The sequence below is a fragment of the Curtobacterium sp. VKM Ac-2852 genome (assembly GCF_013205045.1).
Lineage (GTDB): Bacteria > Actinomycetota > Actinomycetes > Actinomycetales > Microbacteriaceae > Curtobacterium > Curtobacterium flaccumfaciens.
Genome location: NZ_JABMLI010000001.1, coordinates 108520 through 135014 on the forward strand (window position 1 = coordinate 108520; position 26495 = coordinate 135014).

Genomic DNA, 26495 nt, shown 5'->3' on the forward strand with positions numbered 1-26495 from the left:
CGGATCACCGCGTCAGGCCCGGGTCATGCCGTACTGGGCGATGTTGGTCCAGCAGGCAGCCTGGTAGGACCACTTGTTGCCACCGACCACGTTCCCCCACTTCATCGTCCCGCTCCGCATACGGTTGAAGTGCTGAGCGCGACCACACCCCGACTCGTTGAAGCCCGTGCTCTGCGTCACCTTCCGCCAGCACGTCGCAGCACTCGCCTCCGGCGCCGTCACGGTGTCGACCGCGATCCCGCCGCCCACGACACTCCCCAGCACGACCGCACCCAGTACGACGTTCTTGATCGACATCGATCTCCCCTTCGTTGCGACATCACCTTGATTTCACCGTTAACGTATTACCGGTCAGTGAGAGAACGCAACGACCGTCACCACATCCGTGCAGGATGGACCCGTGAGTGATGACATCCGGTGGGAGGTGGTCGAGGAGAGCACGCTGTCGCTCCCCGACCACGAAGCGATCGCGGCGCTGCTCGGGCAGGCCTTCCCCGACTGGTCGCACTGGTACGTGGGCGGCCGGAGCTGGTCCGGCATGCAGCCGGAACGCCGGGTGCTCGCGCACGACGCCGACGGGGTCGTCCTGGCCCACGTCGGCATCCGCCGCATGTACATCTCCGTCGGAGGCGAAGACGTGCTGGTCGGCGACACCGGCCTGGTCGCCGTCGCACCCCGCCTGCAGGGCACCGGCGTCGGCCGCGAGCTGATGACCCGCACCGCGGCGGTCCTCGAGAAACTCCGCGTCCCCTTCGGGTTCCTCGGCGCGGGCGAAGACCGCATCCCCTTCTACGCGAAGCTCGGCTGGCACGAGTTCCCCGAGGCCGTCGGCACCTTCTCGGCGTTCACCGCCGAGGGCGCGGGCGTCAGCAACACCGAGCAGGGCGGCTGGATGGCGCTGCCGGTGGCGGCGCAGCTCGAGGACTGGCCCGCTGGCCCGATCTGGCTGAACGGCCAGCAGGTCTAGACGCAACGACCGACGGACAGGAGGCCCGGTACCAGCTGGTACCGGGCCTCCTGTCCGTCAGGTCGTCCAGCGGGGCTTACGCCTCGACCGCGACCTTCTCCGGGTCCTCGTTGGAGCCCGGCGCGCTCGGCGCGACCGCGGCGCGCACGCGCGCGCCCAGGTCGGCGTCGACGTTCGTCCAGTAGGCGAACACGCGCTCGCGCAGGTCGTCGCGCGTCACCTTCGAGACGTGGCCGGCGATGTTGCCGACCAGGCGCTCACGGGCGGCGTCGTCAAGGACCTCGCGGACGAGCGTGCCGGCCTGGCCGAAGTCGTCGTCTTCCGGGTGCAGGGTCGCGGCGGAACGCTGCAGCGCACCGTCGGACTCCCAGCCCGGGGCGTCGTCGGTCGCGTTCGGGTCGGCGTGCGCACCACCGAGCGAGTTCGGCGCGTACACCGGCACCTCGGACTTCTGGAAGTCGAAGCGCATGCCGCCGTCCTTCGAGTACGAGTGGACCTCGTTCTTCGGGGCGTTCACCGGCAGCTGCGCGTGGTTCGTGCCGACGCGGTAGCGGTGTGCGTCCGCGTAGCTGAAGATGCGCGCCAGGAGCATCTTGTCCGGGCTCGCCGCGATGCCGGGCACGAAGTTCGAGGGGGCGAAGGTCGCCTGCTCGATCTGCGCGAAGTAGTTCTCCGGGTTGCGGTTGAGCTCCATCGTGCCGACCTCGATGAGCGGGTAGTCCGCGTGGGGCCACACCTTCGTCAGGTCGAACGGGTTGAAGCGGTAGGTCGCGGCGTCCTCGTAGGGCATGACCTGCACCTTGAGGGTCCAGCGCGGGAAGTCCTGACGCTCGATCGCGGCGTGCAGGTCACGGATGTGGAAGTCCGCGTCCTCACCGGCGATGCGGTCGGCGTCCTCCTGCGTCAGGGTCTTGTGGCCCTGCTCGGTGATGAAGTGGTACTTCACCCAGAAGCGCTCGCCCGAGGCGTTGATCCACTGGTACGTGTGCGAGCCGAAGCCGTCCATCTCGCGCCAGCTCGCCGGCAGGCCGCGGTCACCCATCAGCCACGTCACCTGGTGCGCCGACTCGGGCGACAGGGTCCAGAAGTCCCACTGCATGTCGTGGTCGCGCAGGTGCGAACCCGGCAGGCGCTTCTGCGAGCGGATGAAGTCGGGGAACTTGATGCCGTCGCGGATGAAGAACACCGGGGTGTTGTTGCCGACGAGGTCGTAGTTGCCCTCTTCGGTGTAGAACTTCAGCGCGAAGCCGCGGGGGTCGCGCCAGGTGTCCGGGGAGCCCTGCTCGCCAGCGACGGAGGAGAAGCGGGCCAGCATCTCGGTCTGCTTGCCCGGCTGCAGGAACGCGGCACGGGTGAAGCGGGAGACGTCCTGCGTGACGGTGAAGGTACCGAAGGCGCCGCCGCCCTTGGCGTGCACGACCCGCTCCGGGACGCGCTCGCGGTTGAACTGGGCGAGCTTCTCGACCAGGTAGTGGTCGTGGAGCGCGAGGGGGCCGTCGGCCCCGACGCCCATCGAGTGCTCGTCGCTCGAGACGGGGGCGCCGCTGTTGGTCGTGGTGGTCGGGGTGCCGGTCGGCGTGTTCTGGTCGGACACGGTTCCTCCTGGAGGTGGGACGTTGGTTCGGTCAGGGGTGCTCGGGTGGTTCGGGGTCCGGCGCGTCGTGCGGCCGGTGCGGTGGGCGATCGCCGTCAGGCGGGCGTGGGGGCGCTGGGTGCCGGCGCGCTCTCGTCGGGCGCGTCTGGGGCGTCGCGCTCTGCCGCCGCGCAGCGTTCGCAGATGCCCCAGTAGGTGACCTCGGCGGTGGTGACCGCGAAGCCGTGGGTCTCGGACGGCGTCAGGCAGGGCGAGTGGCCGACCGCACAGTCGACGTCCTCGATCGCGCCGCACAGGGTGCAGACGATGTGGTGGTGGTTGTCACCGGTGCGGCGCTCGTACCGGGCGGGGCTGCCGGCCGGTTCGATGCGGCGGACGAGCCCGACGCCGGTCAGGGCGTTCAGCACGCCGTAGACGGCCTGGTGGCTGGTGGTCGGCAGCTCCACGGCGAGCGCGGTGACGATGTCGTCCGCGGTGGCGTGCGGCATCGAGTCCGTCGCGCGGAGCACCGCGAGTCGTGGGGTCGTGACCCGGAGCCCCGAGGAACGGAGCAGATCGGCGTCGGCGTCCATGCTGAGCCTTTCTTTTGCAGGAATCAAGACAACGCGTTCACTTTACACGAGCTTCTGCTGCCGACCAGCGAGGACCCATATGCCGCTACCGGAATACGAAGTGTCACGATCCGGTCGCGATCAGCTGGGACGACCCTGGACCGACCGTTCCGCACGCTAACGTCCGGACATGTCCACGAGCCAGGGTCTGCCTGAACAGGCGAACAGCACCGCGGACGTCCGGGGGATCATCGCGAAGCGGGACCTGGTCGTCGACCTCATCCGGACGGCCTGCGTCGTCCTCGTCGTCATCGTGCACGTCACGATGGTCGGCGTCGCCGCCGATGACCAGGGGGTGCGGGTCACGAGCCCGCTGCAGGAACTCCCCTGGTACGTCGCCGCCACCTGGGTCGGGCAGGTGATGCCGCTGTTCTTCGTGGTCGGCGGGTTCGCGAGCGCCGTCGGCTGGCGCAGCACCGTCGCCCGTGGCGCGCCGAGCCCCGCCCGCGACTACGTGTCCACCCGCCTGGTGCGGCTGTTCCGGCCCGCGGTGCCGCTGTTCGTGTTCCTCGCGCTCGGGCTCGGGGTCGCCACGGCCGCTGGGACGCCGCCGGAACTCCTGGCCGAGGTCGCGTTCGGCATCGGTTCGCCGCTCTGGTTCCTGGCCGCCTACGGCATCACCCAGTGCTGCGTGCCCGTGATGATGCGCCTGCACGAGCGAGCACCGTGGGCCACCCTTGCCGTGCTGCTCGTGCTCGCCGGGGCGGTGGACGCCGTCCGTCTGGCCACCGGGGTCGCCGAGGTCGGGCTGCTGAACCTCGGGCCGGTGTGGCTCTTCGCACAGCAGCTCGGCTTCCTCTGGGCCGACGGCTGGTTCGCGCGCCGGTCGAAGGTGCTCCTGCTCGGCATCGCCGTCGCCGCGTACGCCGTGCTCGTGCCGACGACCTCGGTCGGGCTCTGGGCACCGGACATGCTGCAGGACCTCAACCCGCCGATGCTCCCGCTGGCGTTCCTGGCGATCGCGCAGGCCTGCCTGGTCCAGCTCGTGCACGCTCCGCTCACCAGGCTGATGCGCACGCGGGCCGCACTCGGGGCCGTGTTCGTCCTCGGCCGCGACGGCATGACCATCTACCTGTGGCACCTGCCGCTGTTCATCGCGCTGAACGGCGTCGCCCTGCTCGTCGGGGTGCCGTTCCCGGCGCCGGGCTCCGGCCCGTGGTGGGCGTCGCGCATCGTCGCACTCGTGGTGGTGCTCGCCGTCGCGATCGGGGTGGCCAGGGCCCTGCGCTGGTTCGACCGGCCACTCCCCCGGCTGCTGCCGTCGGCCGACCGTCCGTCGTGGCCGGTCGTCGCGTTCGCCGCGCTCTGCACGATCGGCCCGGCGTTCCTCGTGATGCAGCTGCACCTGTCGTTCGGCGTCGCGCTCGTCGGTGCCGTGGCCGTGCCGGCGGGCGTCTGGCTGCTCTCGCGGACCGTCCCGGCACGCGGGGTCGCCCGGATCTGAACCGGTTCTCACCGTCGCGGGGCCACGACGGACCCCCGCCGGACGTCGGGCGGACGGAGGATGGTTCCGGCGGCGCGGACGAGTCCGCCTGATCCCCAGGAGGCTCCCCACGCCGTCGACACCCGAGTTCTGGAGCACCTGGCGGTTCGATCCCCTGGCGGCAGTGCTCCTCGTCGTCGCCGCGGTCGCCTACGGCCGGTGGGTCGTCGGCGCGGCTCGACGGGGTGCCCGGTGGCCGTGGTGGCGCACGCTCGCCTTCGCCACGGCGCTCGTGCTGTTCGGCGTCCTGCAGTTCGGCATCGTCGGCGTCGACGACGAGCGGTTGCGCTGGGCCTTCGTCCTGCGGGCCGCCCTGCTGTTCTTCGCGGTGCCCACCTTCGCCGCGCTCGGTGCGCCCGTCGGACTGCTCCGGATCGGAGGCCCGGCTCGCCTCGCGCAGGTCGCCGACGCGGTCATGGGGTCACGTCCGGTGCGCCTGCTCGGCAACGCGATCGTCGCGCCGCTGGTCGCGCTCGCGCTGTTCGCCGTCCTGCTCACCCCGTTCTCGGCGGTGATCCGGGAGTCCCCCGCATGGGCCGCCGTCATCACCGTGGCCGTGCCGGCGCTCGGGTTCGGCCTGCTCGCACCGCTGTCCGAGGTCGGCGTGCTCGTCTCGTCGACGTTCGCCACGGCCGAGTTCCTGCTGGCGTTCGTCGAGCTCGTCGTCGACGCGGTGCCCGGCATCGTGCTGCGGATCACGAACCACGTGCTCGACGGGTCCCTCGTGCCCGTGGTCGGGCGGGCCTGGTACCCGTCGCCGCTGCAGGACCAGCACCTGGCGGGCGACCTGCTGTGGTTCATCGCCGAGGTGGCGGACATCCCCGTGCTCGTCGCCCTGTTCATCCGGTGGCAGCGGACCGACCGCCGCGAGGCCCGGGCGGTCGACGCCCTGACCGACGAACAGATGGACGAGCTGACCCGAGCGCACCTGCAGCGCCGCGGCTGAGCGTCGGGATGCCCCTCGTTCCGCTTCGTGAGCAGGAATGGTCGGGTGCCCGAAGGCGACCCGACCATTCCTGCTCACGAAGTGCGCTCGTGCCCTACTTCGACGGAGCCCCCGCGGGCTCGGCGTCGGGCTGCGTGGTCACCGAGCCGGTCTGCTGCCAGGCGACGGTCTGCTTCGGCTTCGCCAGGAACAGCGCCGCGACGATGGCCACGATGAGCACGATCGCCGGCAGGTAGAGCGACTCACCCATGGCCTTGGAGAACGGCTCGAGCAGGAAGCCCGGCAGTGCGCCGACCTGCTGCTCCGCGCCACCGGCCGTGGCCCCACCGGACGACGCCGGGAAGTTCGCGGTGATCCGGGCCTCCATCAGGGCGGCGATGCCGGCGGAACCGAGCACCGCACCGATCTGGCGCGTGGTGTTGTAGACACCCGAGCCGGCACCGGCCAGCTTCGGCGGCAGGTTGCGCGTCGCCGAGACGGACAGCGGTCCCCACATGCAGGCGTTGGCGAGGCCGAGGAGCGCGCTCGGCAGGAGCACCCAGCCCCACTCGGCACCGCTCGAAAGCAGGGCGCCGAACCAGAACAGGCCGACCGAGAAGCAGGCGAGGCCGAACGAGGCGACCCAGCGCGGGTTCCAGCGGTTCAGGTTCTTGCCGACGATCGGCGCGAGCGCGGCGGACAGCACGGCCTGCGGCACGAGGAGCAGTGCGGCCTGGGTCGGCGAGAAGCGCAGGACGTCCTGCGCCCACAGCATGATCGGCAGCGCGAACGACGCGATCGCGACACCGACGGCGGTGATGGCGACGTTGGCCAGCGTGAAGTTGCGGTCCTTGAACAGGCCGAGCGGCAGCAGCGGCTCGCCCTTCTGCACGCCCTGCCAGACGACGAAGCCGGCGAGCACCACGAGGCCGACGATGATGAGCGACCACACCGAGATCGGGCCGGCGATGACGCCCCAGTCGTAGGTCTCGCCTTCCTGGATGCCGAAGACGAGCAGGAACAGGCCCGCTGCCGACAGGAAGATGCCGAGGTAGTCGAAGCGGTGTCCGTGACGCTCGAACGACGGCACGAAGCGCTGCGCGAGCACGAACGCCACGACACCGACGGGGACGTTCACGAAGAAGATCCACTCCCAGCCGAAGCCGTCGACGAGCAGGCCGCCCACGATCGGGCCGACGAGCGAGGCGACACCGGCGACGGCGCCCCAGAGGCCCATGGCCGCGCCGCGGTTCTGCGGCGGGAAGATGCGCGTGATGACCGACATGGTCTGCGGGCTCATCATGGCGGCGCCGAGGCCCTGCACGACGCGGGCGACGATCAGCACCTCGATCGAGCCGGCCAGGCCGCACCACAGGCTGGCGAGCGTGAAGACCACGAGGCCGATCTGGTACATGACCTTCGGGCCGAAGCGGTCGCCGAGCCGGCCGGTGATGAGCAGCGGCACGGCGTAGGCGAGCAGGTAGGCGCTCGTCACCCAGATCACGGAGTTGATGTCCGCGTCGAGCTTCTGGGCGATGGTGGGGGTGGCGACCGACACGATGGTCGAGTCGACGAGGATCATGAAGAACCCGACGACGAGTGCCCAGAGGGCAGGCCACGGCTTCTTCTCGGTCGTCCGCGGAGGCGTGACGGTGGTCATCGAGTGGTTTCCTTGCTGTTCGTGGTGGTGTCTGCGGACGCGACGGAGGCGTCCCAGGAGATGTGGCCGGCGGCGATCCGGTCGGCCGTGGCGGCGAGCCACTCGATCTGCGTCGTGAGCATCGCACGCACGTACGACACGTCGAGCCAGTACCGCTCGGGCAGGTCCTTCGCACGGACGACCCCGAGGATCTCGTCCGCCTCGTCGCGCTGGGCCCGGAGTGCCACGGCCCGTGCTCGGAGGGCGGACTCGGCCTCGTCGACCGACAGGTTCTCGATCTCGGCGACGGCCAGGTGGAAGACGGGGTACTCCTCGGCCGGTTCGGCGATCAGCCGGACGAGCCCGTCGTGCAGGGCCGTCCACCCGTCGTCCGTGATGGCGTAGGTGGTGCGTTCCGGACGGTTGCCCGCCCGGTCGGTCCCGACGACCTCGGCGAGGCCGAGCTCCACCAGGCGGCCGACCTGGTGGTACAGGGTGCCGGGCCGGACCTTGACATTCCGGCCGTCCCGGCGGTGCGTCATCGTCTGGAACATCTCGTAGGGATGCGTCGGCCCCTCGGCCAGGAGCCCGAGCGCGGCGAACGCGAGTGGCGTGAGCGACGGCACACGTGCCTCCAGTCCGCTTGTTCGTTGTTGACTATTCGGCTTGGAATATACGCGTTGGAACAGACGTGAGCAAACGCACAGCAAGGGCCTGCCTGGAGGCCCGGGGCCGTCCCGGCGTGTCGCGCGCGCCCCGTAGACTGGTCGCGTCCCCCCACCCCTGAAGTGCTGGAGAGAACACGTGCCAACGATCGTCGTCGAGGTCATGCCCAAGGCCGAGATCCTCGACCCCCAGGGGAAGGCCGTGGGCAACGCCCTGGCCCGCCTCGGCAAGGCCGACCTGACCAACGTCCGCATCGGCAAGCGCTTCGAGGTGACCGTCGACGGCCCCGTCGACGACGCCAAGCTCGCCGAGGTCCGTGGCATCGCGGCCGACGTCTTCTCGAACGCGGTCATCGAGGACGTCGTGTCCGTGACCGTCGAAGGCCAGTGACCCGGATGCGCATCGGCGTCATCACGTTCCCCGGCTCGCTCGACGACCGCGACGCCCAGCGCGCCGTCCGTCTCGCCGGTGCCGACCCCGTCGCCCTGTGGCACGGCGACCACGACCTGCAGGGCGTCGACGCCATCGTGCTGCCCGGTGGGTTCTCGTACGGCGACTACCTGCGTGCCGGCGCGATCGCTGCGAAGGCCCCGATCATGGCCGAGGTCATCGACGCCGCCGGCAAGGGCATGCCCGTGCTCGGCATCTGCAACGGTTTCCAGATGCTGGCCGAGGCCCGTCTGGTCCCCGGCGCGCACACCCGCAACGCGCACCAGCAGTTCATCCGCCGTGACCAGAAGCTCCGCGTCGAGACCACCGCGACCGCCTGGACCTCCGGCTTCAGCGCCCAGCAGGAGATCACCATCCCGCTGAAGAACGCCGACGGCCGCTTCGTCGCGGACGCCGACACCATCAAGCGCATCGAGGACAACGGCCAGGTCGTGTTCCGCTACGTCGGCGTGAACCCGAACGGCTCCATCGACGACATCGCCGGCGTCTCGAACGAGCGCGGCAACGTCGTCGGCCTGATGCCGCACCCCGAGCACGCGACCGAGGCCGGCTTCGGCCCGGACACCCCCGCTGCGATGGCCTCGGGCACCGACGGCCTGACCTTCTTCACCTCCGTGATCGAGCACGCGCTCGTCAAGTGACAGGGAACAACGACACCGTGACGACACCCGTTCGCCCGAAGCCCGACACCGTGCAGGACGCGGCAGCCACCCCCGACAAGGAGCAGCCGTACGACGCGCTGGGCCTGAAGCCGGACGAGTACGCCCGCATCAAGGAGATCCTCGGCCGCCGCCCCACCTCGGGCGAGCTGGCGATGTACTCGGTGATGTGGAGCGAGCACTGCTCCTACAAGTCCTCGAAGAACTACCTCCGTCAGTTCGGCAAGAAGGTCACGCCGGAGATGACGAAGAACCTGATGGTCGGCATGGGCGAGAACGCCGGTGTCGTCGACGTCGGCAACGGCTGGGCGGTGACCTTCAAGGTCGAGTCGCACAACCACCCGTCCTACGTCGAGCCGTACCAGGGCGCGGCCACCGGTGTCGGCGGCATCGTCCGCGACATCATCTCGATGGGCGCCCGCCCCGTCGCCGTGATGGACCAGCTCCGCTTCGGTGCGATCGACCACGAGGACACCGCACGCGTCGTGCACGGCGTCGTCGGTGGCATCTCGTTCTACGGCAACTGCCTCGGCCTGCCGAACATCGGCGGCGAGACCTACTTCGACCCGGTGTACCAGGGCAACCCGCTGGTCAACGCCCTCGCGGTCGGCGTGCTCCGCCACGAGGACCTGCACCTGGCGAACGCGTCCGGTGCCGGCAACAAGGTCGTCCTGTTCGGTGCCCGCACCGGTGGCGACGGCATCGGCGGCGCGTCGATCCTGGCGTCCGACACCTTCACCGAGGGTGGCCCGACCAAGCGTCCGGCCGTGCAGGTCGGCGACCCCTTCGCCGAGAAGGTCCTGATCGAGTGCTGCCTCGAGCTGTTCCAGAAGGACCTGGTCGAGGGCATCCAGGACCTCGGCGCCGCGGGCATCTCCTGCGCCACCTCGGAGCTCGCGAGCAACGGTGACGGCGGCATGCACATCTCGCTCGACGACGTCCTGCTCCGCGACCCCACGCTCACCGCCGAAGAGATCCTGATGTCGGAGAGCCAGGAGCGCATGATGGCGGTCGTCCGCCCCGACAAGCTCGACGAGTTCCTGAGCGTCGTCGGCAAGTGGGAGGTCGAGACCAGCGTGCTGGGCGAGGTCACCGGCACCGGCCGACTCGTCATCGACTGGCAGGGCCAGGAGATCGTGAACGTCGACCCGCGCACCGTCGCCGTCGACGGCCCGGTCTACGACCGCCCGGTCGCCTACCCGACCTGGATCGACGCGCTGCAGGCCGACACCGCCGCCTCGCTCGACCGACCCGCTGACGGCCCCGCGCTGAAGGCACAGTTCCTCAGCCTGCTCGGTTCGCCGAACCTGGCGTCGAAGAACTGGGTCACGAACCAGTACGACACCTACGTGCTCGGCAACACCGCGCTGTCCTTCCCCGACGACGGCGGCATGATCCGCGTCGACGAGGAAACGGGGCTCGGTGTCGCCATCGCCACCGACGCGAACGGCCGCTACTGCCAGCTCGACCCGAAGCAGGGTGCACGCCTGGCCCTGGCCGAGGCGTACCGCAACGTCGCCGTCACCGGTGCCGTCCCCGCCGCCGTCACCGACTGCCTGAACTTCGGTTCCCCCGAGAACCCCGAGGTCATGTGGCAGTTCTCCGAGGCGGTCGAGGGGCTGGCCGACGGCTGCATGGAGCTCGGCATCCCGGTCACCGGCGGCAACGTGTCGTTCTACAACCAGACCGGCTCGACCCCCATCCACCCGACGCCCGTCGTCGGCGTGCTCGGCATCATCGACGACGTCGCCAAGCGCGTGCCGTCGGGGTGGCAGGACGACGGCCACAACATCTACCTGCTCGGCACCACGAGCCTCGAGCTCGACGGCTCCGCGTGGGCCGGCACCGTGCACGGGCACTTGGGTGGGCGTCCGCCGGCGGTCGACCTCGAGCGCGAGAAGGCCCTCGCCGAGCTGCTGTACGCGGCGTCCGGCGAGCAGTTGCTCACCAGCGCACACGACCTGGCGGACGGCGGCCTCGGCCAGTCCCTCGCCGAGTCGGTGCTCCGCTTCGGCATCGGCGCCCGCGTGGTCCTCGACGAGCTCGAGACCCGCGACGGCATCGACACCGCGACGGCCCTGTTCTCCGAGTCGACCGGTCGCGTCATCGTGACCGTCCGCCGCGAGGACGACGTGCGGTTCCAGGGCATGTGCGACGGCCGGGGCTTCCCGGTGCTGCGCATCGGCGTGACCGACGCGACGTCGAGCACGCTCGAGGTCCAGGGCGCGTTCGAGGCCACGGTCGACGAACTGCGCGGCACCCACGCCGCGACGCTGCCGGCCCGCTTCGGCGACGTGATCGTCGAGGACGTCACCGAGGGGTACGTCGGCCGCGGGCCGCTCGACTCCGACGGTGCCTTCTCGCCGCGCACCGACGCCTAGGCCCGGGTCGCGGATGCCGATCGTCACCCTGCCCTTCGCCGAGCTCGTCGACCGGTTCGGCCCCGTGCCGGACGGCATCGAGCTGGACGTCTGGGACGTCGAGACGCCGTACGGTCGCCCGGACGACGTCGCGATCACGTTCCTGCCGTTCTACTTCGAGGGGCGGCACCGCTGGCAGTTCGTGCACGACCTGCCCGAACTCCAGCTGCTGCAGCTGCCGAGCGCCGGGTACGATCACGCCGTCCCGCACGTGCCCGGTCACGCGCAGCTGGCGAACGGTCGCGGCATCCACGACGACGAGACCGCCGAGCTCGCGGTCGGTCTCGCGCTGACGTCGCTCCGTGAGATCTCGGCGTTCCAGGTCGACCGTGCCAACGGCGTCTGGGACGCCCGCGAGACCCGATCGCTCGCCGACCGCCGGGTGACCGTCGTCGGCTACGGGGCGATCGGGTCCGCGATCGCCACCCGGTTCGAGGCGTTCCGCACCGAGGTGACGGTGGTCGCCCGGACCGCTCGCGAGCAGGACGGTCGGCACGTGCACGCGTTCGGCGAGCTGCCCGAGCTCGCCCCGACGACCGACGTGCTCGTGCTCATCGCACCGCTCACCGCCGAGACCGAACGCCTGGTCGACGCGGAGCTGCTCGCGGCACTGCCGGACGGCGCCCTCCTGGTGAACGTGGCGCGCGGCAAGGTCGTCGACACGGACGCCCTGGTCGCCGAGCTGCGGTCGGAGCGGCTCTTCGCGGCCCTCGACGTCACCGACCCGGAGCCCCTGCCCGCCGGACACCCGCTCTGGACGACGCCGAACACCGTGCTGACCCCGCACGTCGGCGGCAACACCGACCTGAGCGTGCCGCGGTCGATCGAACTCATGCGCAAGCAGGTCGCCGCACTGGCCGAGGGTCGCCCGTTCGAGAACCTGATCGAGTTCTAGCCGGCTGCGGCTCCGAACACGCCGGCGTCAGAGCGGGACGACGCAGGTCGGGGTGCCGACCGGGATCTGCGCGACGGCCTCGCCGGGCATGCCCTCGGCGTCGAGCGGCAGGACGGCAACGGCGTCGGACATCTGGTTCGCCACCAGGACGAACCCGGGCACCCGCGCGAAGTGCCGCGGCCAGACTCCACCGCAGGGCACCGACCCGACGACCGCGAGCCCGCCGTCACGCGCGTCGAGCACCACGAGCAGGTCGCGCCCGCGCACCGCCACGTACGCGCGGCCGGCCTCGTCGACCTCGATGTGGCTGAGCAGCGACTCCCCCACGGCACCGTCGAACGTGGGCACGGCAGCGATCGTCACGAACGACCCGGAGTCGTCGCGGCGCAGGCGGTGCACACGCCCGTCGAGTTCGCCGGCGACGAGCAGGTCACCGTCGATCCAGGCCATGTGCCTCGGGCCGGCGCCGGGTGCCACGTGGTGCACGCGGAGCGCCTCGATCGCGGGGACCCCGTCGGCCGACACCGTGACGCGGAACTCGTGCAGGGCATCGCCGCCGAGGTCGGCGACGAGCACCGTGCCGTCCGGGGTGGCGATCGACTGGTGGGCGTGCGGGCCGTCCTGGCGGTCGTCGTCAGGACCCGTGGCGTCGGGCAGCACGGCGACCGTGACGGCCTCGGCCGGCACGGAGCGCTGGTCGGCGTCCCCGTGCAGCACCACGCCGTCGCTGGCGGTCACCGAGGCGGCGTGCGACTCGGCCGGGGCGAGGGAGATCGCCGTGACCGTACCGGAGACGTAGTTCGTGACGACGAGCGCGCCCGAGGGGTCGACCCGCACGTGACACGGGGCGTCTCCGCCGGCGGGGGCGTCCCACAGGTGCTCGAGTGCGCCGCCCTGCAGCCGGAAGGCCGACACGGCGCCGTCGTTCGTCTCGGAGACCGCGTAGACCCGGTCGGCCGAGACCGCGAGGAACGAGGGGTCGTCGAGCACCGCGACGGTCCGGGGTGCCGGAAGGGCTCCGATCGGTCCGGCGTCGACCAGCGAGATGCCCGTGGCGTTCCCGCCGCCGGTCGCCGTGTACGACCCGATGAGCAGCGACGGCAGCTCGGCGCTCATTCGTCGCGGCCCGCGATGCGCTCGTGGTGGTGGATGACCTCGGCCACGATGAAGTTGAGGAACTTCTCGGCGAAGGCGGGGTCGAGGTGGGAGTCGGCGGCGAGCGACCGGAGCCGTGCGACCTGGATCCGTTCGCGGTCCGGGTCGGCGGCCGGCATGCCCGACTCGGCCTTCAGGTGCCCCACGCGCTGCGTGTACTTGAAACGCTCCGCGAGCATGTGGATGACGGCGGCGTCGATGTTGTCGATGCTCTGCCGGATGCTCCGCAGTTCGGCGACGGCGCTCGCGTCGGCCTCGGTCGGGGTGACGTCGTCGTTCATGGTCCGAGCCTACTGGCGGACGTGCAGCGGAACCCGGCCCGCTGCTGCGAGAATGTGCACATGTCGGTCCTGCTGGTGATCTCGGGTGTCTGTGCGGTCCTCGCGGGCCTCATCCACGTGTACATCTTCTTCCTCGAATCGGTCATCTGGACCAGTCCGCAAGCGCGCCGGATCTTCGGCATCGCTTCCGAGACCGAAGCCGTGGCGACCCGTTCGCTCGCCTTCAACCAGGGCTTCTACAACCTGTTCCTGGCGATCGGGGCCATCCTCGGCGTCGTGCTCGTACTGGCCGGCAACACCGTGAGCGGCTGGACCCTCGTGGTGTTCTCGACGGCGAGCATGCTCGGTGCCGCGGTGATCCTGCTCGGCTCGGGTCGCAAGTACGTCAACTCCGCGTTCAAGCAGGGCACGCTCCCCCTGATCGCGCTGCTCTTCGCGCTGCTGGGCTCCACCATCGGCGTCTAGCCCCGCTTCCCCTCCCCCGAACTGCGAAAGCGACAGGGTGCCACCGGACATCGGCGGCACCCTGTCGCTTTCGTGGTGCTGATCAGCGGAACCGGCCAGCAGCGACGACCAGCCCTAGCCGAGCTTCTCCTCGAACTGCGCCGGCAGCTTGTCGAGCGCCCACTCGATCGCGGCTGTGGTGCCCATCGAGAACGCCGACGAGACGTCCTTGTCGTCGAAGACGATCGCGTGCCCGGCCTCGACCGACGGCACCTTCTGGAACAGCTTGTTCGACGAGGCCTCTGACGCGTCGACGTAGATCGGCAGGATCAGCGTCAGGTCGGCGTCGAGCAGGTCGAGGTTCTCGTCGGACAGGTGCACGGAGAACTCCTTGCCGGCCTGCTCGTCGATGGCCTTGGGGATCTCGAAGCCCAGGTTCCGCATGAAGGTCGAACGGCTGTCGGTGGAGGCGTACGCCCCGAAGCCCTCGGAGCTGTAGGCACCGACGACGGCGGTCTTGCCTTCGAAGTCCGGGTGCGCCTTGCGTGCGGCGGCGTAGGCGTCGTCGAGGCCGGAGAGCAGCTTCTTGCCCTCGGACTCCTTGCCGAGCGCCTTCGCGATCATGGTCGTCTGCTGCTCGGTCGAGGCGAGGTAGTTCTCGCCGCCCTTGGGGATCGCCACGGTCGGCGCGATCGCGGACAGCTTGTCGTACCGCTCCTTGTCACCCGAGGACTTCACGTCGAGGATGAGGTCGGGGTTGAGCTTGAGGATGTCCTCGTAGCTCGGCTCGAGCGTCTGGATGATCTTCGGCGACTTGTCGTACGCGCCCTTGAGCCACGGACCGACACCGTCGCCGCCGAAGGCGAGCCAGTCGCTCGCACCGACCGGCTGCACGCCGAGCTCGAGCGCGGTCTCGGCGTCGCCCCACCCGAGCGCGACGACGCGCTTCGGTGCCGACTCGATGGTGGTGGTGCCGAGGCCGGTCGTGATCGAGACCGGGAACGCGGCGTCGGACGACCCCGACGACGCCGAGTCGGTCGAGGAGCCGGAGCCGGACGCGCATCCGGCGAGGACGAGGGACGCTGCGACGACGGCGCCGGCTGCGGCGAGCACGCGTCGGAGACGCAAGGGAGAACGGTTCACGAAGGGTAGCCTAACCTAACGGGGTGCTCAGGAACACGGCTGGCTAGGCTGGGTGACCGTGGCGTTCACCGATCCAGGCCGCACGCACCTCGCGGTGCTCGGCTCCCCCATCGCGCACTCGCTCTCGCCCACGCTCCACGCAGCGGCCTACGATGCGCTCGACCTGCCCTTCACCTACGGGAGGCACGAGGTCGCGTCCGGCGAGCTCGCCGCGTTCGTCGCGGGGCTGGGTCCGGAATGGCGTGGGCTGAGTCTCACGATGCCGCTCAAGCGCGAGGTCCTGCCGCTGCTCGACCGCACCACCCCGCTCGTCGACGAGCTCGGGGTCGCCAACACGGTCGCGTTCCGCCTCGAGGGCTCCACGCTCGTCCGAGCCGGCGCGAACACCGACGTGCAGGGGCTCGTCCGCCCGGTCGAGGCGCTCGGACACCTGCCCGGCGAGGCCACGATCCTGGGCGGCGGAGCCACTGCGGCGAGCGCCCTGACCGCTGCCGTGCGGCTCGGGGCGTCGCTCGTCCGGGTGTTCGTCCGTGACACCGCGAAGACGCGCGCGCTGGTCGACCTGGCCGTCCGGCTCGGGGTCACGCTCGAGGTGCACCCCCTGACCGAGCTCGCCGGCACGCACCACGGGTTCGTCCTCTCGACGCTGCCGGGTGGTGCCGCCGACCCGCTCGAGTTCCGTCCGTCGGGTCCCGACGCCGTCCTGTTCGACGTCGCCTACGAACCGTGGCCCACCGCGGTCGCCAGCCGCTGGACCGATGCCGGGGGCCGCGTGCTGAACGGCCTCGACATGCTCACCGAGCAGGCGATCGGGCAGATCCGGTTCTTCCTGACCGGTGACGAGGACGAGCTGCTCCCCGACGAGGCCGGGGTCCGCCGGGCCATGCGCACCGCGGTCGACCTGCCCGCCGTCATCGGCAGCTAGCCGGCGCCGGCAACCCTCGATCAGCGGCGGGACCGCGCCTCGGCGTCGAGCAGCGCGACGGAGACGTCCCACAGGCGATCGGCCTGGTCCGGATCGAGTGCCCAGGGCAGCACGCCGTGCAGGCCGTCCTCGATCCGCTCCACCACCGCTGCTTCGTGGCAGTCCTCGAAGTACCGGCCCGTGACCCCGTCGAGTTCCGGTGCGGTGGCGAGCAGGACCGAGGTCGCGGCTCCCTGCTCCGGGGACTTCACGGCGTCGGCCGCGGCGATCTTCGTGGCGGCCAGGACCTCCGGGTCCCAGTGCTTCTGCAGCCCGGTCCAGATCCCGCCGGGCATGAGGGCGTTCGCGGTGATGCCGTCGGCGGCCCACCGGCGGCTGGCAGCGACGGCGAACAGCACGTTGGCGGTCTTCGACTGCCCGTACGCGAGCCCGGGCTCGTAGCGACGCCGGCGGAAGAACAGGTCGTCGAACACGACGGGCGAACCACCGTGTCCGCTCGACGACACCGAGAGGATCCGTGCCGAACCCGAGGCGGCCAAGGAATCGTGCAGCCCGAGCGCGAGGGCGAAGTGCCCGAGGTGGTTGGTCGCGAAGTGCGACTCCCACCCGGCGGGCGTGTACGACTCGGGCGCGTCCATGATGCCGGCGTTGGCGACGAGCACGTCGAGCGGCCCCGACCACGCTGCGGTGAAGGCCTCGACGGAAGCCGGACGGTCCAGGTGCAGCTCGACGACGGCCGGTGCTTCCGTCCCCGTCGTCCGGGCGATGTCGTCCGCCACCCGTCTGCCGGCATCGACGTCCCGCACCGCGAGCGTCATGCGCGCCCCGGCTCCGGCGAGTGCTCGGGAAGTCTCCACACCGATGCCGGACGCAGCACCGGTGACGATCGCCGTGCGCCCCGACAGGTCGAGGCCGTCAACGACCTCGGCGGCCGTGGTTCGCTCGCCGAAGCGGGTGAGGTCGCGTGCGGGCATGTGGGCTCCTGTCAGCTGGCGTGGTGCGCAGTCGTCAGGCGACCACGCCGTCCACGTAGAACCATCGTCCCTGCTCGCGGACGAAGTCGCTCGTCTCCTCGAGCGTGCCGCGCTCGTCGTCGGAACGCCACCACGCGCGGAACGTGACGGTGCCGTGGGAGTCGAACGGGCCTCCCGAGGTGGTCGCCAGCACGTCCAACCGGGTCCAGCGCTGGGTCGGGTCCAATTCGAGACCCGCCGGGCGGGTGCGCGGGTGCCAGGTGAGCAGCAGGTACTCCGGCAGGTTCAGCGCGAAGGCGCTGAAGCGGGAGCGCATGAGCCGTTCCGCGGTCGGCGCCACGGCCCCGGCGTGCAGGGGGCCGCAGCACTCCCCGTAGGGGTTGCCGCTCAGGCAGGGGCAGCGCGTCGTGTCGGAGACCACCGGCCGAACGCTAGTCGACGATGGACAGCGTGACGGTGATGTTGCCGCGGGTGGCGTTCGAGTACGGGCAGATCTCGTGTGCACGCTCGGCCAGGCGCTGGCGCTGCTCCTGCGGGGCGTTCGGGGCGTAGACGTCGAGCTCGACCGCGAGACCGAAGGCGCCGTTGCCGGTGCCGCCGATGCCGACCTCGGCGGAGACCTCGGCGCCGGTGGTGTCGACCTCGAGCTCCTTGCCGGCGGCGTGCAGGGCACCGAGGAAGCACGCGGCGTACCCGGCGGCGAAGAGCTGCTCGGGGTTCGTACCCTCGCCGCTGCCGCCCATCTCCTTGGGCGGGCGGGTGTCGAGGTCGAGCCGGTCGTCCTCGCTGCGGACGTGTCCGTCGCGGCCGCCTCCGGTGGCGTGGGCAGCGGCGGTGTAGACGATGTCGAGACTCATGGTCCGAGGTCACCGTGCTCGCCTGGACGAATCCTGAGCGGCAGCACCACGTCGCGGGTGCGATGGCTCGGGGCGGGGAGCGCTCGGGCGTGTCCGGGTGGGGGCTGCGGGTGCGAGCGCGTCGCTTGGTGAGCAGAAGATGTCGAGTCCCTCGCCCGCACCCGACATCTTCTGCTCACGAACGCGAGCGTCCGGGCACGGACACCGCGCGCCGGGTAGACATGACCCGTGTTCATGCTCGGGTGGCAGGTCTTCCGCCGGCACGTCACGGACGTGCTGGATCCGGCACGCGTCCGTCGCGCTGCCCGGTGGTCCGGGTTCGCGGCGGTCGTCGCGCTGGTCGGCATCGCCGTCCTGGAGGCCCGGGTCGACTGGACGGGGACCACCCCGGTCCGCAGCGTGGTCGCGATGGTGCTGCTGGCACTCGGCGTCGGACTGCTCACCTTCGCGTGCATCCCGACGTGGCAGCCGCCGGACCCCTCGACCACGATCAACGGTCGGCAGGTGCGGCCCTCGTGGCAGCTCGCCGCGCGGGGCTCCACACAGCTGTACGTGCAGCGTCGTCCGGTGCCGGTCCTGCCGGAGCACCGCGACATCGTCCGCACCGACACGGTCCTGCTGCGGCGGGGGTTGATCGGCACGCTCGCCCGGGCCGCACCGTTGCTCGGTTCGGCTCTCGTTGCCGCCCTCGGGGCGTTCGTCCTCGGGCTCGCCACCTGGTTCCACGTGCTCTGGATCGCGGTCTACGCAATCGGGCTGTCGGAGTACGTCGTCCGCCTCGGCCGCTCCGAACGCGCCCGCCTGGCCGCCGAGTCCCTCGACCCGGTCCCGGAAACGCCCGCACCCGAGACCCCCGCCCGCCCCACTTCGTGAGCAGAAGCGGTCGAGTCGCCGTGGGGCACTCGACCATTCCTGCTCACGAAGCGGAACAGGACACGCCGACGCGCACCACTGTCGGCGGCGACGGGCACACTGGGCGCATGTGTGGAAGGTTCGTCGTCTCCGACACCACTGCCGATCTGTTGCCCGAGCTGATGGGCGAGCTCGCCGCCCGGACCGAGCACGTCGACGAGGACACCGGCGAGGTGCACCCCGGCCTCGCCCCGAGCTGGAACGTCGCCCCGACCGACCCCGTGTACGCCGTCCGCCAGCGGCACGGCGAACGGGAGCTGCCGCAGATCAGCTGGGGCTTCGTGCCAAGCTGGGCGAAGGACTTCCAGAAGCAGCGCCCGAAGCCGATCAACGCCCGCATCGAGACGGTCGCGACGAGCGGCATGTTCAAGCGGGCCTTCGCCACGAACCGCTGCATCGTCCCGGCGCAGGGGTACTACGAGTGGGTGGTGCGTGAGGACGGCAAGGAACCCCACTTCGTGCACGAACCCGGCGGTGCCCTGGCGATGGCCGGCGTCGTGAGCGCCTGGCCCGACCCCACGAAGCCCGAGGGCGACCCGGACAAGTGGCGCCTGTCGCTCGCGATCATCACCCGTGACGCCCACGTCGCTCCGGGCGAGGTCCACGACCGCATGCCGGCGTTCCTGACGCCCGACGGCTACGACGACTGGCTCGGCGGCGACCTGCACGCCGACGACCTGCTGGCCCTGCTCGACCACGAGTCGCTGACGGTGGCCGCAGGCCTTGCGCAGTACGAGGTCTCCCGCACGGTGAACAGCGTGCGAAACGACGGACCGCAGCTCATCGCGCCCGTCGCGTAGGCGGTCGCGCCCCGCGCGCGGACAGGAGGCCCGGATCACCGCAGCGGGTCTGCTGCGGTGATCCGGGCCTCCAGTCCGGTGCCCTGTTACGGACGTGCGCTGCGGCGGATGCCCGGCACGACGCGGACCGTGATCCGTCGCCGGGTCACCAGGAGCACGCCCGCCAGCATGAGCGCGAGTGCCGCGAGCCCGAGACCGACCAGTCCGGTCACGCCCGTGAAGGCGAGCTCGGTCCCGTGGACGAACGCGGCGAGCCCGGTCGGGAACGTGACCGTGACGGTCGCGGTGACCGTCTGACCCGCACTGTCGGTGATCGTGTAACCGACGAAGGTGGTTCCGGTGAAGCCTGCCTGCGGGGTGAAGACGACCCGACCGTCGCGGATGGTCCACGTGCCCTGGTCGGCGACGACCACGCGGTCGGTCGGTGTGCCGGACTCGGGGTGGAGCAGGTGCAGCGTTCCCGACTCGAACGTGGCGCCGCCGGTGGCGGAGTCGTTGTGGAGCGGATCCACGACGACCCGGTGTCCGACGATCCCGGTGGCGGAGTCGTCGGTGGCGACCGCCGCGGCGACCACGGTCATGGTCGCGGTGGCGGTGGCCGTCTGCCCCGAGGCGTCCGTCACCGTGTAGGTGAAGGTGTCCGTGCCGGTGAAGCCGGCGGCCGGGGTGTAGACGTACGCACCGTTCCGCTGGATCGTCACGGTGCCGTGGGCGGGCTTCCGGGCCGGGGCGGCGGTGAGGCCGGTGCCCTGGTCGTCGGCGAGCAGCCCGTGACGGGCGTCACGGGTGACGGGCGTGCCGGACACGGTGTGCCCGGTGTCGTCCGCTGCGGCGATGCCGACCGTGATCGTGACGGTGGCGTCGACCTGCTGCTCCGTCGAGTCCTGCGCACGGTACGTGACGGTGTCGGTACCCGAGAAGCCCTTCGCCGGGGTGTAGACGAACGTGCCGTCGGCGGCGATGGAGGCCTTGCCGTGACGGGCATGACCCACCGCGACGACCGTCAGGGCGTCACCGTGGTCGTTGCCGAGCACGCCGTGGCCGGCGACCCGGACCGTCTTGCCGGCCGTGGTCGTCGCCTTGTCGTCCGTTGCGGCGGGGGCGACGTCGATGATGACGCGCGCGAACGCCGCGGTGCCGTCGGAGTCGTTGGCCGAGTAGGTGAACCAGTCACGGCCAGACCAGTTCGACGTGGGCGTGTAGACGTACGAGCCGTCCTTCTCGAGCGAGAGCTCCCCGTTGAACGGCTTCGTCTCCATGGCGGCCCAGAGCCCACGGCCGGAGTCGCCGACCAGCACGCCCTTGTCGGCGGACATGCGCATGCTGCGGTTCGTCGACATGGTGTGCCAGTGGTCGACCGCGGCGACGCCGACGAGGACCGTGACCGTCGCGGTCGAGGTCCGTCCGGCGCCGTCGGTCACCGTGTACTCGAACGTGTCCGCGCCGGAGAAGCCCTTCGCCGGGGTGTAGACGAGCGAGCCGGGCTCGGTGCCCTCGGTCACGGTGCCGTGCTCGGCGCGGCCGTGCGCGGTGACGGCGAGGCCGGCGCCGCGGTCGTTGCCGGTCAGGGTCGCGCCGTTGATCGGCAGCGCGGTGTTCGCCGCGGTGCGCAGGGCGTCGGCGATCGCGGTCGGCGTGACGGTCACGGTGACGGTCGCCGTCGCGGTGCCGCCGGTCGGGTCGGTCACCGTGTACGTGAACGTGTCCGTGCCGGAGAACCCGTCGGCGGGCGTGTACGTGACCGAGCTGGCAGCGGTCGCACCGCCGCCGGTTCCGCCGACCGTCGTGACGCCGGTGATCGTGGCGGTGCCGTGGCCGGGCTTCGACACCGCGGTGACGGCCAGCTTCGTGCCCGAGTCGTTGCCGGTGACGGCGACGTCGACCGGGGTCGCGGCGCTCGTCGTCGCGGTGTCCGCGGCGGCCTTCGGGGCGACGACGATCGTCACGGTGCCCGTGGTGGACGTGCCGGACCCGTCGGTGACCGTGTAGTCGAACCCGTCCGGGCCGGAGTAGCCGGGCTCGGGCTTGTACGTGTACGAACCGTCCTTGCCGACCGTCACGTCGCCGTGCTCGGGCTCCGTGTGGTCGGTGACGGCCAGGTCGGTGCCCTTCGCGCCGTCGAGCAGGCCGGTGCCGGCCGGCACGGTGGTGCTGGCGTCGGCCTCGGCCGAGGTCGACCCGCCGCCGGCGACCGGGGTGACGGTGACCGTCAGGGTGCCGGTGTTCGTGGCGCCCGACGGGTCCGTCACCGTGTAGGTGACGGTGTCCGTGCCGGAGAAGCCGTCCTTCGGCGTGTACGTGATCGTGCCGTCGTCGTTGCGGGTCGCGGTGCCGTTCTTCCCGTCGGTGACGGACACGACGGTCAGGCCGGTGCCGTGGTCGTTGCCCGTCAGGGCGCCGGAGGTGACCGTGGTGCTGCCACCCGCCGCGACGGTGACGGTGTCGGGCTCCGTGCCGGGGCGGACCGTGACCGTCACGGTGCCGGTGGTGGTGCGGCCGGCGGGGTCCGTCGCCGTGTAGGTGAAGGTGTCCGTGCCCGAGAAGCCGTCCTTCGGCGTGTAGGTGTACGAGCCGTTCGCCGCGAGCTCGACCGTGCCGTGTGCGGGCTGCTGGTCGACGGTCGCGGTCAGGCCGGTGCCCCGGTCGTTCGCGAGCACGCCGTCGCCCTTCGCGACGGTCAGCGTCGAGCCGGCCGTGGCGGTGGCGGTGTCGGCCGTGGCCCGGGGGCCGACGACGACCGTGACCGTGCCGGTGGTGGAGCGGCTGGCGGCGTCGGTCACCGTGTAGGTGAAGGTGTCCGTGCCCGAGAAGCCGTCGGCCGGGGTGTAGACGACGAGGCCGGTGGCGCGGTCGAGCGTGACGGTGCCGCGGGCGGCGCCGGTCTCGCCGGTGCCGGTGCCGTTGCCGTTGCCGTTGCCGTTGCCGGCGGCCCCGCCTGGGGTCACGTCGGTCACGGTCAGCCCCGTGCCCCGGTCGTTGCCGGTCAGGGTGGCGGCGTCGATCGTCAGCGTTTCGTCGGCCCGGGTCGACACCGTGTCGGCGGTCGCGACGGGTCGCACGGTGATCGTGACGGTCGCCGCACCGGTGGTGACTCCGCTGCCGTCGGTCACCGTGTAGGTGAACGAGTCGGGGCCGGACGCGCCGGCGGTGGGCGTGTACTCGACCGAGCCGTCCGCCGCGACGACGGCCGTGCCGTGGGACGGACCGGTGACGATCGTGGTCTCGAGGTCCGAGCCACGGTCGTTGGCCTGCACGTCGATCGTCACCGGAGTGCCGGAGTCGGTCGACGCGGCGTCGGCGCCGATGGTCGGGTTGACCGTGATGGTGACGGTCGCGGTGCTCGGCGAGCCGGAGCCGTCGACCGCCGTGTAGGCGAACGCGTCGGGGCCGGAGTACCCGTCGGCCGGCGTGTACGTGAACGTGCCGGTGGCCTTGTCGAGCGTCAGCGCACCGTGCGAGGGGGACGTGTTCGACGCCACGGTGAGCCCGGTTCCGGCGTCGTTGCCGAGCACGCCGGTTGCGCGGGTGCCGGCGGTGGCCGTGCCGCCCGCGGCGACCTCGACGGTGTCGTCCTGTGCCGCGGGCGCGACCTGCACGGTCACCGTGACGGTGTCGGTCCCGCCGCTGCCGTCGGTCACGGTGTAGGTGAAGGAGTCGGTGCCGGAGAACCCGGCTGCCGGGGTGTACGAGTACGAGCCGTCGGGACGCACCGTCGCCGAGCCGTGCGCGGGGGCGCTGCTGCCGGTGACCGTCAAGCCGGTGCCCAGGTCGTTCGTGAGCACGTTGCCGGTCGTCGTCGACCCGGCCGTCGCGGCGACGGCGTCGGCCGTCGCGGTGGGCAGCACGGTGAGCCGCGCGGTCGCGGTGACGGTCGCGCCGGAGCCGTCCTTCGCCGTGTACGTGAACGAGTCCGGGCCGGAGTACCCCTTGTCGGCGCCGTAGGAGAACGACCCGTCGGGGCCGATCTTCACCAGACCGTGCGACGGCTGGCCGCTGCCGGTGAGGGTCAGGTCCGACCCGCGGTCGTTCGTCAGGACGCCGTCCGCGGCGTTCACCTTGAGCACGGTGCCCGCGTGCACGCTGTACGCGTCGTCGGAGCCCTTCGGTGCGACGGTGACGGTCACGGTGCTGGTCGAGGTCTGCCCGGAGGAGTCCTTCGCCGTGTACTGGAACGTGTCCGAGCCGGAGAACCCGCCGGCCGGGGTGTACGTGTACGAGCCGTCGACGGCGACCGTGGCGGTGCCGTGCGCCGGCGTGGTGTTCGAGACGACGGACAGGCCGGTACCGCGGTCGTTCGCGAGCACGCCCGAGGCGGCCGGCACCGAGAGCGCCGTGCCGGTGGGGGTCGTGGCGGTGTCGCTGCTGGTGGAGACGTGCGTGGCCTTCAGCGTGTTCGTGAAGGTGACCAGGACGTCCGTGCCGTCCGCGGTGGTGGCCGCCGGGAACGTGAAGGTCCCCGTGGTGCCGGTTCCGCTGGCGACGACCGCGTCGCTGTTCAGGTTCACGGCCTTCCACGTGGTCGTGTAGTTCGACAGGTCGGTGGTGCCCACCGCCGTCTGGCGGGCCGTGTAGGTCTTGTTCGGGGTCGACAGGACCGCGCCCGCCTTCTGCGGCTGGGTGCCGACGGCCGTGCCGTTGGTCGTGGCCGTGTTGCCGGTCGAGACGCCGCCGCCGGTCACCGCCAGACCGAACTGGTCGGACGGACTCCACCGCTGATCGACGCTCGACTGCGCCGCCAGGGTGTTGGCGTAGTTGCAGGACGCCAGGTCGCTCGGCGAGTAGCCGTTCGCGATCGTGAACGTGCTGACCTGCGCGCCCGAACCCGGATCGATCTTGTACATGGTCGAGCCGACCGAGGCGAACAGGTAGCCGTCGGACGAGAACGCGATGCCGGGGCTGCCGCTCGTGCTCGCGTCGATCGGCAGGGTCGCGACCTTCGAGGTCGTCAGAGCCGTGGTGCCCGCGGTCGTCGGGACCGTCTCGGTGTCGACACGACGGATCTCGTTGCCGGTGACGACGAACAGCAGCCCGCGGGTGCTGAACGCCATGTCACCGTTCTTGTTGGTGAGCAGGTTGCCGATGGTGCCGACCTGGCCGATCTTCGCGCCGGTCTTCGTGTCGTACGCACCGAGGTACGCGGGGTTCGCGCCGCTCGCGTAGTAGTAGATGCCGGTCGCCGGGTTGATCGCACCACGGAGCAGCTGGTGGCTGCCGTTCGGGTCCGCGTCGGTCACGTCGGCGATCCGCGCATCGCTCACCGCGTTGTACCCGGTGATCGTGTTGCCGTTGTTGATCGACGCATACGCGGCGACACCGTTGCGGGCGACCGCGAGGGCGTTGTCGCCCGGCGCCATGCTCGTGACGTTCGTGACGGCACCGGTGGTGGCATCGATGGCGGCGAGCTGGTTCGCGGCGGTGTTGATGCCGTACAGCGTGTTCTGGTCGCAGGCCAGCGCGCCGGCTGCGGCGGCGGGGTCGGCCACGACGGCCTGGGTCAGACCGACGCCGGCGAGGAGCGCGGCGCCGAGCATGGCGACGGCGCGCAGGCCGGGACGGCTTCTGGGCACAGCGGTGCCCGGGTTCGTACGCTGCATGATCACTTTCGGGTCGAGACGATGCGGGCACCGAAACCGACCGGAGGATCAGGGAGAACGGTCGTTGGCGCCAGGTTGATCCTGGCAGTTCCTCGTGTTCGGATGGGGACAATCGGGGTCCCCAATAGGGGGGACCACTCGTTCAGGGGCCACGCCGCAGCCCAGCTCGCCACGGCACCCCGACGCGGTCCGATCACGCCCCGGGCGCACGGAAGAACCCCCGCCGGCAGGGCCGGCGGGGGTTCGAGGATCAGCGAGCGATCAGCAGCGGATCAAGCGGTCGGACGGATCACGTCCGGCAGCAGCACGTGCAGGCGCTCGGCCAGGCGTGCCTTCGCCTCGTCGAGGGAACGGAAGTCCCCGACGTACTCACCGAAGGTGTCGGCGACGAAGAAGTGGCTGCCCTGACGGTCGACGGTGCCGCCGTAGTAGCCGCCGTAGTTCGCGACCCACAGGCCCGTGTCGGCCTGGGCCCACGAGATGCGGACCGGGGCTGCCTGCACGGGAGCCACGACCTGGGCCTCGATCTCGGCGATGACCTCGATCGTCTGGGTGTCCAGGGTCACCTCGGCCTGCTGGCGGTGGGCGACGGTCGTGCTCATGGTCCTGCTCCTTCGTGCTGTGCTGGGTGCTGGGTAGTGCCGGTGGTTCCGGGTGGTGCGGGCGTCGCGGTCGACGCCGGTGGAGCTGGTGTCCGCTGTCGTCACTCGACCGGCCGGATGACCGGCGGGAGCATGACGTGCAGCTGGTCCTCGAGCTTGGTCTGCGCTTCTTCGAGGGAGGAGAACTCGCCCACGACGAGCCCGAAGGTGTCGGAGGCCACGTAGCGGTCGTCGCGCTTGTCGACGCTGCCGCCGAAGTACCCGCCGTAGCCGGCGATCCACTCGCCCTGGTCTTCCTGCACCCAGGTGACCTTGGCGCGCTTGGGACGCGTCGAGAGCGCTGCATCGGCTTCGAGGATCGCGATGGTGTCCACGGTGTCGGTGTCGAGGGTGACCTCGGCCTGCGTCGCGTTGTTCACGGTGATGCTCATGTCGCTCTCCTTCACGATCCGGGGTACATCTGCTGACACCAGAACGCTACGAGAAGTGCCGAGGGGAT

Annotated in this window: 25 protein-coding genes; 11 read left to right on the forward strand and 14 right to left on the reverse strand. The window is 71.1% G+C overall.

The features are described 5' to 3' along the window. Positions 1–12: 12 nt before the first annotated feature. A complete protein-coding gene (locus tag HQQ79_RS00560; RefSeq protein WP_173032151.1) occupies positions 13–297 on the reverse strand; it encodes a hypothetical protein in 285 nt (94 codons plus the stop codon). Positions 298–400: 103 nt separating this feature from the next. Here HQQ79_RS00560 and HQQ79_RS00565 point away from each other — a divergent pair, with 103 nt between their 5' ends. Further along, complete coding sequence (locus HQQ79_RS00565) at positions 401–967, forward strand: GNAT family N-acetyltransferase (protein WP_173032152.1); 567 nt, start codon at positions 401–403, stop codon at positions 965–967. A gap of 76 nt (positions 968–1043) precedes the next feature. Here the strand turns inward: HQQ79_RS00565 and HQQ79_RS00570 are convergent, their stop codons facing one another. Beyond that, on the reverse strand, positions 1044–2561 hold the full coding sequence (locus HQQ79_RS00570) for a catalase (protein WP_173032153.1): 1518 nt from the start codon (positions 2559–2561) through the stop codon (positions 1044–1046). Between the two features lie 95 nt (positions 2562–2656). Next, a complete protein-coding gene (locus HQQ79_RS00575; RefSeq protein WP_173032154.1) occupies positions 2657–3133 on the reverse strand; it encodes a Fur family transcriptional regulator in 477 nt (158 codons plus the stop codon). 169 nt (positions 3134–3302) lie between these two features. Here HQQ79_RS00575 and HQQ79_RS00580 point away from each other — a divergent pair, with 169 nt between their 5' ends. Then, complete coding sequence (locus HQQ79_RS00580) at positions 3303–4616, forward strand: acyltransferase (protein ID WP_173032155.1); 1314 nt, start codon at positions 3303–3305, stop codon at positions 4614–4616. 163 nt (positions 4617–4779) lie between these two features. Then, positions 4780–5601 (forward strand): cytochrome c oxidase assembly protein, encoded by an 822-nt coding sequence (locus tag HQQ79_RS00585; protein WP_173032156.1) that lies wholly within the window; start codon positions 4780–4782, stop codon positions 5599–5601. A 94-nt stretch (positions 5602–5695) separates the two neighbouring features. Here the strand turns inward: HQQ79_RS00585 and HQQ79_RS00590 are convergent, their stop codons facing one another. Next, positions 5696–7240 (reverse strand): DHA2 family efflux MFS transporter permease subunit, encoded by a 1545-nt coding sequence (locus HQQ79_RS00590; protein ID WP_027465025.1) that lies wholly within the window; start codon positions 7238–7240, stop codon positions 5696–5698. Further along, complete coding sequence (locus HQQ79_RS18850; protein WP_051596619.1) at positions 7237–7845, reverse strand: PadR family transcriptional regulator; 609 nt, start codon at positions 7843–7845, stop codon at positions 7237–7239. Before HQQ79_RS18850 ends, HQQ79_RS00590 begins: the two co-directional genes overlap by 4 nt. Positions 7846–8023: 178 nt before the next feature. Between HQQ79_RS18850 and HQQ79_RS00600 the strand changes: the two genes are divergently transcribed. The 4 genes from HQQ79_RS00600 to HQQ79_RS00615 are packed head-to-tail and all read left to right on the forward strand — an operon-like array spanning position 8024 to position 12309. Then, entirely contained in the window at positions 8024–8275 is a 252-nt protein-coding gene (locus tag HQQ79_RS00600; protein WP_173032157.1) for a phosphoribosylformylglycinamidine synthase subunit PurS, read from the forward strand. Positions 8276–8280: 5 nt separating this feature from the next. After that, positions 8281–8976, forward strand: coding sequence for a phosphoribosylformylglycinamidine synthase subunit PurQ (gene purQ / locus HQQ79_RS00605; protein WP_027465024.1), 696 nt, complete (start codon positions 8281–8283; stop codon positions 8974–8976). 17 nt (positions 8977–8993) lie between these two features. After that, positions 8994–11375 carry a phosphoribosylformylglycinamidine synthase subunit PurL gene (purL, locus tag HQQ79_RS00610; protein WP_231495638.1) on the forward strand — a complete coding sequence of 794 codons (2382 nt, stop codon included), beginning with the start codon at positions 8994–8996 and terminating at the stop codon, positions 11373–11375. Positions 11376–11388: 13 nt separating this feature from the next. Continuing rightward, a complete protein-coding gene (locus tag HQQ79_RS00615) occupies positions 11389–12309 on the forward strand; it encodes a 2-hydroxyacid dehydrogenase (RefSeq protein ID WP_173032158.1) in 921 nt (306 codons plus the stop codon). 27 nt (positions 12310–12336) lie between these two features. Here HQQ79_RS00615 and HQQ79_RS00620 read toward each other — a convergent pair whose 3' ends face one another. Next, entirely contained in the window at positions 12337–13425 is a 1089-nt protein-coding gene (locus HQQ79_RS00620; RefSeq protein WP_173032159.1) for a beta-propeller fold lactonase family protein, read from the reverse strand. Continuing rightward, positions 13422–13745: a chorismate mutase gene (locus HQQ79_RS00625; RefSeq protein WP_027465022.1), complete on the reverse strand. Its 324-nt coding sequence runs from the start codon at positions 13743–13745 to the stop codon at positions 13422–13424. The genes HQQ79_RS00620 and HQQ79_RS00625 overlap by 4 nt, the downstream gene beginning before the upstream one ends. A gap of 60 nt (positions 13746–13805) precedes the next feature. Here HQQ79_RS00625 and HQQ79_RS00630 point away from each other — a divergent pair, with 60 nt between their 5' ends. Continuing rightward, positions 13806–14210 (forward strand): DUF1304 domain-containing protein, encoded by a 405-nt coding sequence (locus tag HQQ79_RS00630; protein ID WP_051596616.1) that lies wholly within the window; start codon positions 13806–13808, stop codon positions 14208–14210. Positions 14211–14324: 114 nt separating this feature from the next. Here HQQ79_RS00630 and HQQ79_RS00635 read toward each other — a convergent pair whose 3' ends face one another. Continuing rightward, positions 14325–15332 (reverse strand): iron-siderophore ABC transporter substrate-binding protein, encoded by a 1008-nt coding sequence (locus HQQ79_RS00635; RefSeq protein ID WP_367948025.1) that lies wholly within the window; start codon positions 15330–15332, stop codon positions 14325–14327. Positions 15333–15390: 58 nt separating this feature from the next. Here HQQ79_RS00635 and HQQ79_RS00640 point away from each other — a divergent pair, with 58 nt between their 5' ends. Next, positions 15391–16257: a shikimate dehydrogenase gene (locus tag HQQ79_RS00640; RefSeq protein ID WP_173032160.1), complete on the forward strand. Its 867-nt coding sequence runs from the start codon at positions 15391–15393 to the stop codon at positions 16255–16257. A 20-nt stretch (positions 16258–16277) separates the two neighbouring features. Here the strand turns inward: HQQ79_RS00640 and HQQ79_RS00645 are convergent, their stop codons facing one another. From HQQ79_RS00645 to HQQ79_RS00655, 3 genes are read right to left on the reverse strand one after another with little or no spacing between them, the layout of a single operon-like run. Continuing rightward, positions 16278–17231 (reverse strand): SDR family NAD(P)-dependent oxidoreductase, encoded by a 954-nt coding sequence (locus HQQ79_RS00645; RefSeq protein ID WP_173032161.1) that lies wholly within the window; start codon positions 17229–17231, stop codon positions 16278–16280. 34 nt (positions 17232–17265) lie between these two features. Next, positions 17266–17652: a YchJ family protein gene (locus HQQ79_RS00650; protein WP_173032162.1), complete on the reverse strand. Its 387-nt coding sequence runs from the start codon at positions 17650–17652 to the stop codon at positions 17266–17268. A 10-nt stretch (positions 17653–17662) separates the two neighbouring features. Then, positions 17663–18088: an organic hydroperoxide resistance protein gene (locus HQQ79_RS00655; protein WP_027465016.1), complete on the reverse strand. Its 426-nt coding sequence runs from the start codon at positions 18086–18088 to the stop codon at positions 17663–17665. Positions 18089–18316: 228 nt separating this feature from the next. Here HQQ79_RS00655 and HQQ79_RS00660 point away from each other — a divergent pair, with 228 nt between their 5' ends. Both HQQ79_RS00660 and HQQ79_RS00665 read left to right on the forward strand, forming a co-directional pair. Further along, entirely contained in the window at positions 18317–18961 is a 645-nt protein-coding gene (locus HQQ79_RS00660) for a hypothetical protein (protein WP_173032163.1), read from the forward strand. Positions 18962–19068: 107 nt separating this feature from the next. Further along, positions 19069–19800, forward strand: a complete 732-nt coding sequence (locus tag HQQ79_RS00665; RefSeq protein ID WP_027465014.1) for an SOS response-associated peptidase — start codon at positions 19069–19071, stop codon at positions 19798–19800. Between the two features lie 86 nt (positions 19801–19886). Here the strand turns inward: HQQ79_RS00665 and HQQ79_RS00670 are convergent, their stop codons facing one another. From HQQ79_RS00670 to HQQ79_RS00680, 3 genes are all read right to left on the reverse strand, one after another. Next, positions 19887–25367 carry an Ig-like domain-containing protein gene (locus HQQ79_RS00670; protein WP_173032164.1) on the reverse strand — a complete coding sequence of 1827 codons (5481 nt, stop codon included), beginning with the start codon at positions 25365–25367 and terminating at the stop codon, positions 19887–19889. 299 nt (positions 25368–25666) lie between these two features. Next, complete coding sequence (locus HQQ79_RS00675) at positions 25667–25996, reverse strand: hypothetical protein (protein WP_027465012.1); 330 nt, start codon at positions 25994–25996, stop codon at positions 25667–25669. A gap of 101 nt (positions 25997–26097) precedes the next feature. Then, complete coding sequence (locus HQQ79_RS00680; protein ID WP_027465011.1) at positions 26098–26427, reverse strand: hypothetical protein; 330 nt, start codon at positions 26425–26427, stop codon at positions 26098–26100. Between the last annotated feature and the right edge of the window lie 68 nt (positions 26428–26495).